The organism is Streptomyces sp. NPDC006208 (genome assembly GCF_040613775.1).
GTDB lineage: Bacteria > Actinomycetota > Actinomycetes > Streptomycetales > Streptomycetaceae > Streptomyces.
Window position 1 is genome coordinate 1 of sequence record NZ_JBEXSW010000101.1, and the last position, 7075, is coordinate 7075.

Genomic DNA, 7075 nt, shown 5'->3' on the forward strand with positions numbered 1-7075 from the left:
TCCCGCTACCAGCTGCGCATCGCCGCCCGCGCCCGGGAACTCGTCGACCAGGGCACCCCCATCGAGGCCGCCTGCCGCATCGTCATCCTCGAAGAACAGCTCGAAGAAGCCCAGCGCATCAACGCCGAATACCGCCGCACCGCCGAATCGGCGAACCCCACGGCCGCGGCCTGAGACGGCTTTCCCGGCAGCTTCGTCGCTGCCGCTCACGGACGTGACCCGGAACGCTTCAACGTCCCGGGTAACACTGCCTACACCAGGCCTCCGGTCAGGGCCCGCAGCCCCGAGTCTCACGCCGGGATGTCTGGCGTCAGTGAGCCGGGGGCAGCGCTTGTGCCGCCAGCTGCCCGACCGCCGCCATCCGCGCCGAGTCCCAGCCCGGCTGGGGAGGAAGGCTCCGCAGCAGGCCGCGCAGCCGCTTCGCCTCCACCACGGTCACGCCGCCGATCTGCATACAGCCGCGCGGCGCGGGCACCTTGGCCCCGTGCACGGCGACCACCGGCCGCACCGCAACGCCGAGCACACGAGCAGCCTGTTCCGCCTCCCACACCACGGTCTGCAGAGCGCGGCTCTGGTCGTACCGCCCGTACCGCAGGGTGCCGCCCTGCACCGTCAGCCGGGACTTGCCCGACCTCCAGTTCTTCGTGTCCACATACGCCGCACCGGCCACCGTGAAGACGAGATGATCCAAGTTCGCGCGACTGTTCGGAACGGCACGGTCGTGGAGCACCACGGCGTGCCCCTTCCGTACGAGGGGAGCCAGGAGCCGCGCCGTCCGTACTTCCCCGGCGCCGGGTCGCCCGATTGTCAAGTCCCGATTTTCCGTGCCGTGACCCGGGTTCCTTCTTGGGGCGCAATGGGAGTCACGGACGACGGCTCACTGCGGGCAGACAGCCCGCTCGCCTCATCCGCATACCCGATCCCCTTGATCCGCGAAAGGACGCCTCTCTCATGACCGTCACAAGGACCCGACGCTTCGTCCTCCTCATGGCATCGACCGCCTTCGCCGCCGGAGGCGTCTCGCTATCGTCCACCGCGTTCGCCGCCCCGAGCACTCAACCCGCGAGCGTCGCCTCCGGTGTCGAAAACCCCGTTAGCACCTTCAAGGACCCCAGGATCCCCAGGGGCGGTGACGTCATCATGGACGACGGTCAGCAGGGCGCTGACCCTGGTGGTGGTGCTCGCGGTGGCGACGTTGCGCCTCCCGACGATCCTGGTGGTGGTGGTGCTCGCGGTGGCGACGTTGCGCCTTCCGATGGGGGTCTCCGTGATGACATCGACTACGGCGGCTGGATCGGCCCGGATTCCAGCTCTGGTCCCGTTGTTAAGTGACCCCCAAGTTGGGCTTTGGAGGAGATACGCCCGAAGGGCGCCCCCGCCTCACCTCTGGATGAGGACTCGGAGCAGGACAGACAGGAGCAGGGAAGAAGTCGCAGTCAGCGAGCCCTGGCAAGGCGGGGTGGGGCTCGCTCCGTACGAGGGAATCGCGGCCCGCTGCCAACTCCGGCACGTATTTGTACAGCGTCGTGCGCGAGACGCCGAGCAGCTTTGCGATCGAGGTGATCGTGTTCTCCGGCTGCGTGAGCAGGGCCCGCGCGTGCCGGATCTCCTCGGCGTCATGGCCGGCGGCCGTCCGATGCGCTCGCCCCGGGCGCGAGCCTCCGCCAGGCCCTCGTGGGTGACCTGCACGATCAGTTCCCGGATGAACTCCGCGAGCACGGCTGGGGCCGCTCCGCTCAGCGCGGCGCCGTCGAGCCGACCCGTCCGGCTGACCGCCGATTCGTGGCCCGGACACCGGCCACCTGATGGGCCTGGCCCGTAACTGCGGACGAGGACTGCGAACATGAGGCGTGAGCACCACCCGCCGCCCCTTGGGCACCGGTCCCCGTCCCATCGCCGAGGCGGAGCTGTCTCCAATTGGCGACAGTCGCGAGCGCGGCCGTACCGCTGCGGAGCGGGCCGCCGTCGAGCCGCCCGCCCGCGCAACCGAGCACCAGGTGACGACGTGGCCGCCGGACCGCCGCCAACTGGGCACCGGGCCCGCGCTCTTCGTGTGAGTAGTTGGCGTACAGGCGGGGGACGTTGGCGTTCTGGACCCCGGGCATGCCTAACTGGGCGAGCAGTGCGGGGAAGGCCCGTGAGGCCTGTGCTGGCGTCCTGGCCAGGTGGACTGGTCGGGCCGGGCGGGGTGGATGTGGTCGCTGGTCAGCCCACGGGCGCCGGGTCGGGTTCGATGCGCCGGGCCAGTGAGCATGTCGGTGAGGGGGCGCCGCACAATTTCACGGTGTCCTTGTCGACCACGGTGACCTTGACGGTGTGCGTTTGGAAGAAGCAGCGCTTGCCGTGCTTGTACACGGAGATGGCGATGCCTTCGTAGCGGCCGTTCTGCGGGCGCAGCCGGGCTTGCGCCGGGTCGACTGTGGGGCCGTAGTCCTGCTGGCAGCCCTGTTCGGTTGAGCCGTGGCTTGTCCAGTTGGTCATGGTGAGGGTGTACTCGTCGTCCCCGGCCTTCTCGAAGCGCAGGTGGATGTCTGTGTCGGGCTGGGGACCGGCGTAGGTGCCAGGGAGCCCGCCACCGGCCTGCGCGCAGAGTTCGGCGCCGGTCTTCGCCTCGGCCAGGAAGTGGCTCTTCTTCATGCCGCCGGTGAGTGCCACAGTGATGTAGTCGGCTCCGGCGCGGTCGGTGGACTGGCATGAGCACTTCTCCGGCTGGAGGCAGTACCACAGGGTCTGCTCCTGACGGGCGTCAATGACGTTGTTCGGCTGCTGGGCGCCGCTCCAGGCCAGCCCTCCCTGCCCCTTCACCGTGATGCGGACCGCTTCGACGTTCTCGCCGAGAGGTACCTGCCTCTTCTCGACCGCTGGCTGGCCGGCCATGGTCTCTGTCTTCGTGCCGAGGGAGAGCTCCTTGGGGGGGCCGGTTGGTAGTCCCCGAGCCCCGGCCCGGTGGTGCGCCATTCGGGTCCCAGCGCGGCGTCGCCGACGAAGCCCCTCGCCCATTCGGTGAGGAACTTCCGACCGCTGGGCGTAGCGGTGCTGCCCACCACGTCGAAAGCCGCGTTGTTGTTTCCCTTCTTCAGCATCTTGTCGATGGCCTTCCACGGTTCGTCGGGAGAGCCGAGGCTGGTGTCCAGCTGCGCGAAGAAGCCCATGTTGTCCTCGGCCCCGGCGAACAGTGACGGCTTGGGTTTTGGGGGATCGGAGGTGTAGGGGGCGTAGTACTTCGGCCAGAAGGTGGTGTCCCGGACGTTAGGGGCCACATCCTTGAACCCGTACTTCATGCTGGCCCATTGGGCCGATCCGTCGGAGAGCCAGTCCTTTATTCCCCAGTACCTCGGAATGCCCAGCAGGCGCAGCTGGTGGCAGTGGAACAGCTCGTGGGCGACGAGGGTGAGGAGGGCGGGGTCGGTGTCCGGCGTGGGCGAATCCCGGTAAGCCTGGAGGAAGGGCCGGTGGAAGGTGATCAGACAGCCGGCATACGTCGTGTCCGATGTGCTTGCAATCTCGGGGCGACGCGGGTTGCCTTTGTACACGAAAGGCCCGGCGACAACGTGACCCTTGGGGTGCAGGGTGTTCGATGCCCTCACCTCCAGCCGCTTGCCGGGCTTAACGAACTCAACCGCGGGATACTGCCCGCGGAAGTCCCTGTCCACCTTGTCGACGAGACGCTGAATCTTCGGGGTGAGCGGATCCGGGGGCGCGCGGAGAACGCGCGGCCCGGCTTGCCCTGCCGGTCCTGCGGAGCCCTCCGGCGAGCCGACGACGTAGCTGCGGACGACGTTCTGCTGCTCGGGTGACAGCTGCTCCCAGTACGGGCCGATCCACCGCATCACCGGCGTGCCGGACCTCGTGCCGATCTCGTCGGCGTCCACGGCCCGGCCCCCGGGGATGGGACCGAAGATCGAGGCGAAAGCGTCGAGTGCCAGCTGACGGCTGGGCCCGTCGACGTACCGCCGTTGGACCAGCACCTCCCACGCCGTCGGCTTCTGACCGGCTGTCGGTTCCCCGTCGTCACCCGACAACAAGGTGACCACCGTGACCACAACGGCGGCAAGGACCAGGAGCCCCTCGGCGGTGACCAGCACGAGGGCACGGCGCGGCAAGCGAGAAGTCATGCCCCCACGCTGCCCTCGGAACGGCTCGGGTGCCTGTGCACAAGGTCCGACAGAGTCAGTCGTCACCGGACCGCGGGTGGCGGCGCCTCCAGCTGCGCGCTGGGCTACGCGGGCACCCAGCCAGGCGACGGCTTTCGGTGATGCTCGTCGGCGTTCGTCTGCCGCCCGCTGTCCCGGGGCTCGGTGGTCGTGCATGAGCGGCGGATGGACGATGACTTCTCCCGCGCCCGGCCGGCCGCCCCGGATGGCACGGAGGGGGCGCTGCGTCTGCGCAGCGTGGATGAGCACATGTTCACCGTGTTGGCGCCCTCGGGGTTCCGGCGACGTGCCGTCTGCAGTTGTTCACCGCAGCCGGGCCCGGTCGGTCGCCGTGGTCACCCAGGTTTTCGGTGAAGGCATGGGACTGACGAACGCCGCTGAGGTGTTCGCCGGTTCGGTGTGGGAGGGGCACTGTCCCGGCGAAGAACTCCCACCGATATGGGTGCAGTTGCAGCTGGGTCGCGGCGGGGAGCCGGGGCTGACAGAGTTCCAGCGGGTGCGGTTCGCCGACGCCGAGCGGTATCGGCCGCGTGGACCGTGGTGGTCGGCCATCAGCCCCCAGCAGCTGGAAGCCCTGGTCGGGTCGCCTGCGGAGGCCGACCGCGGTTCAGGTTTTGTGCCGCGGCCACAGGATCCGGCAACCGCAGCTGGTCTTCGAGCCGTTCGCGGTGGTCCGCCTGGGCCGGCCGCGCCCGTGTGCCGCGACCTGGGCGGGGCCGCGTCGTCCCTCCACGGGAAGGGGCGAGGGCGTGCAAGAGGCGTCAGGCGTTTCCCGCTGCCGGAAGGGTTGGCTTCGCAGGTCTCCCCGAGAGAGTCCTCGCCGACCCATCCCTTCGCTCAGCCCAGGCTGTTCACGCCGCACGTGGAGGGGAACCAGTCGCCCTGGACGACGATGTCGCCCGTCCCGAAAACCGACACCGATGGCGTTGAGCGGCCCGTGTGGCGCACCCGCTGGACGGCCTCCGAAGGGGACTACGGCGACGCCCCGCACGCCCGTGCTGCTGGTCTTCGACCGTATCGGGGCGCGCGGCCCGAATCGGATGCGATCGGCGGCCCCCGCCGCGCCGCCGCCGGCGCTCGCTGAGTCATCCACACGATCCGTGGGGCAGGCTGGGACGGCGAGGATCTCCCGGGGGGGTGAAGAGGGCGTGACACGCCTTCAGCACACGAGCGTTGGCGGACTTCGCGGCCTCAATCAGGATGGCCTTCCGGTGCTGTGGGCGAGGGTTTCCATATTCGTCAACCCCGACGATCGGCAGGGGTCGCTGTTGCCGTTCGCCTCGGGTTCCTGGCTGTCTCCGCTTCTACGTTCAGACCCCATGGAACAAGAACCACGAGAGAAGATCAGAGCTGGCCGGCTGCTTGGTGCTTTGGGCGTCCTGGGCGTGGGGTCGGGAACGGTCGTCTGGCTTTCCCCGGGTGGGCTGGGCGAAGCCGGTGCCGTTCAGGTCACTGGAGGCGCATCGGCGTCCGCGTACCGGTCGGTTACTCGGACGGTGGCAGATGCGCCGTCGTGGCTGGGCCCGCTCCTGGAATTAGCCACCGAGGGCACTCTGGTGCTTCTCGGAATGTTGCTGGCCTGGACGTGGTGGACAGCAGTCCGCCGCAAAGATCTACGGGAGGCCGCCGGATCGGTGTTGACCGGTTGCGGCACCGTCGCGGCCTACGCGGTGAGCGAAGCAGTGAAGCTGGTGGTGGACGAGGAGCGACCTTGCCGCGCGCTGCGCACGGGGGCCAACCTCATCGCGGAATGCCCTGGCGCGGGAGACTGGTCCTTCCCGAGCAACCACGCCACCCTGGCCGCCGGGATGGCCGTCGGCATGGCCGTGCTTCGGCCGCGCCTTGCCGCAGCCACGCTTCCGCTGGCCGGGGCCGCCGCGCTGCTGCGTGTCTTGGTGGGCGTCCACTATCCGCACGATGTACTCGCTGGCGCGATCCTCGGCGCCACCGTGGTGGTGGCCGTACTGCTCACGGTCCTGCCGCTGGCTCAGCGGACGGCATCACGTCTGGGATGGCGCAGGAACGATCCCGGCCTCGTGGGCAACGACCGCGGCAGCAGCGCGGTTGTCCACGCCCAGCCTCGCCAGGATGGAACTCACATGGGCTTTCACGGTCCCCTCCACCACATGCAAACGCCGGGCGATCTGCCCGTTGGACAGCCCACTGCCGAGAAAGGCCAGTACCTCCCGTTCCCGGGCGGTCAAGGAGTCGACTCGGGCGCGGGCGGCGGAGCGCCGGCCAGCGAGGGTGCCCGCGCCCGTCGCGGCGAGGTGCGCGACGACCCGGGACGCGACCTTCGGTGACAGAAAAGCGGCGCCGTCGGCCACCGCCCGCACCCCGGTGATCAGTTCCTCGGGCTCGCCCGATTTGATCAGGAAGCCGGTCGCGCCACCACCGAGTGCTCGCAGGATGTAGTCGTCCTCACCGAACGTCGTCAGCATGACGACGCCTGTGCTGGGCGCGGTGCTGCGAATCTCCGCCGCCGCGTCGATGCCGTTCAGCCCCGGCATACGGATATCGAGCACGGCTACCGCAGGGCGGTGACGCCGAACCAGTTCCACGGCCTCGTGTCCGTCACCGGCCTCGGCGACGATCTCCATGTCCGGATCCGAGGCAAGAACGGCGCGTACTCCCGCCCGGATCATCGGCTCGTCGTCGGCGATCAGCACTCGGATCATCGAGCACTCATGGGGTGAGCGCGTCCAGGGACATCAGGATGCCGTCCCGGAAGCAGAGCCGGTAAGCGTCGCCGGACCTGTCGTCGAACCGGTCGGCCGTCATCGCGTAGTACTCGCACGTTATCCCGTCTCCTGTCGGCTCGGCATTTAGGACTTGTCCGGCCGATCATGTGCGGAGCCAGATGGTGAGGGCTGCGGCGGTGGCGGTGCCCAGGTAGACGTAGCGGCGCTTGTCGTAGCGGG

General features: G+C 69.1%; 6 protein-coding genes and 2 pseudogenes. 3 read left to right on the plus strand and 5 right to left on the minus strand.

Translation table 11 applies throughout. From position 1 onward, the window contains the following. A pseudogene (locus tag ABZ208_RS38555) lies at positions 1 to 174 on the plus strand (MerR family transcriptional regulator); the annotation flags it as partial. A gap of 136 nt (positions 175 to 310) precedes the next feature. On the opposite strand, the gene ABZ208_RS38560 reads toward ABZ208_RS38555, so the two are convergent. After that, complete coding sequence (locus tag ABZ208_RS38560) at positions 311 to 733, minus strand: nuclease-related domain-containing protein (RefSeq protein WP_356914118.1); 423 nt, start codon at positions 731 to 733, stop codon at positions 311 to 313. A 591-nt stretch (positions 734 to 1324) separates the two neighbouring features. Beyond that, positions 1325 to 1894, minus strand: a complete 570-nt coding sequence (locus ABZ208_RS38565) for a helix-turn-helix domain-containing protein (protein WP_356914114.1) — start codon at positions 1892 to 1894, stop codon at positions 1325 to 1327. Between ABZ208_RS38565 and ABZ208_RS38570 the strand changes: the two genes are divergently transcribed. Then, a complete protein-coding gene (locus ABZ208_RS38570) occupies positions 1851 to 2057 on the plus strand; it encodes a hypothetical protein (protein WP_356914119.1) in 207 nt (68 codons plus the stop codon). The two genes, ABZ208_RS38565 and ABZ208_RS38570, sit on opposite strands and share 44 nt — an antisense overlap. A 148-nt stretch (positions 2058 to 2205) precedes the next feature. Here ABZ208_RS38570 and ABZ208_RS38575 read toward each other — a convergent pair whose 3' ends face one another. Then, on the minus strand, positions 2206 to 2877 hold the full coding sequence (locus ABZ208_RS38575; protein WP_356914115.1) for a hypothetical protein: 672 nt from the start codon (positions 2875 to 2877) through the stop codon (positions 2206 to 2208). Beyond that, a complete protein-coding gene (locus ABZ208_RS38580) occupies positions 2802 to 4115 on the minus strand; it encodes a hypothetical protein (RefSeq protein WP_356914116.1) in 1314 nt (437 codons plus the stop codon). The genes ABZ208_RS38575 and ABZ208_RS38580 overlap by 76 nt, the downstream gene beginning before the upstream one ends. 1607 nt (positions 4116 to 5722) lie before the next feature. Here ABZ208_RS38580 and ABZ208_RS38585 point away from each other — a divergent pair. Then, a pseudogene (locus tag ABZ208_RS38585) lies at positions 5723 to 6115 on the plus strand (phosphatase PAP2 family protein); the annotation flags it as partial. A gap of 39 nt (positions 6116 to 6154) precedes the next feature. On the opposite strand, the gene ABZ208_RS38590 reads toward ABZ208_RS38585, so the two are convergent. After that, positions 6155 to 6832: a response regulator transcription factor gene (locus tag ABZ208_RS38590; protein WP_356914117.1), complete on the minus strand. Its 678-nt coding sequence runs from the start codon at positions 6830 to 6832 to the stop codon at positions 6155 to 6157. Positions 6833 to 7075: the final 243 nt, after the last annotated feature.

Bases quoted from the DNA above. Each gene is read 5' to 3' on its own strand.
- ABZ208_RS38565 (WP_356914114.1), bottom strand. From the start codon at position 1,894: ATGGGACGGGGACCGGTGCCCAAGGGGCGGCGGGTGGTGCTCACGCCT.
- ABZ208_RS38575 (WP_356914115.1), bottom strand. From the start codon at position 2,877: ATGGCCGGCCAGCCAGCGGTCGAGAAGAGGCAGGTACCTCTCGGCGAG.
- ABZ208_RS38580 (WP_356914116.1), bottom strand. From the start codon at position 4,115: ATGACTTCTCGCTTGCCGCGCCGTGCCCTCGTGCTGGTCACCGCCGAG.
- ABZ208_RS38590 (WP_356914117.1), bottom strand. From the start codon at position 6,832: ATGATCCGAGTGCTGATCGCCGACGACGAGCCGATGATCCGGGCGGGA.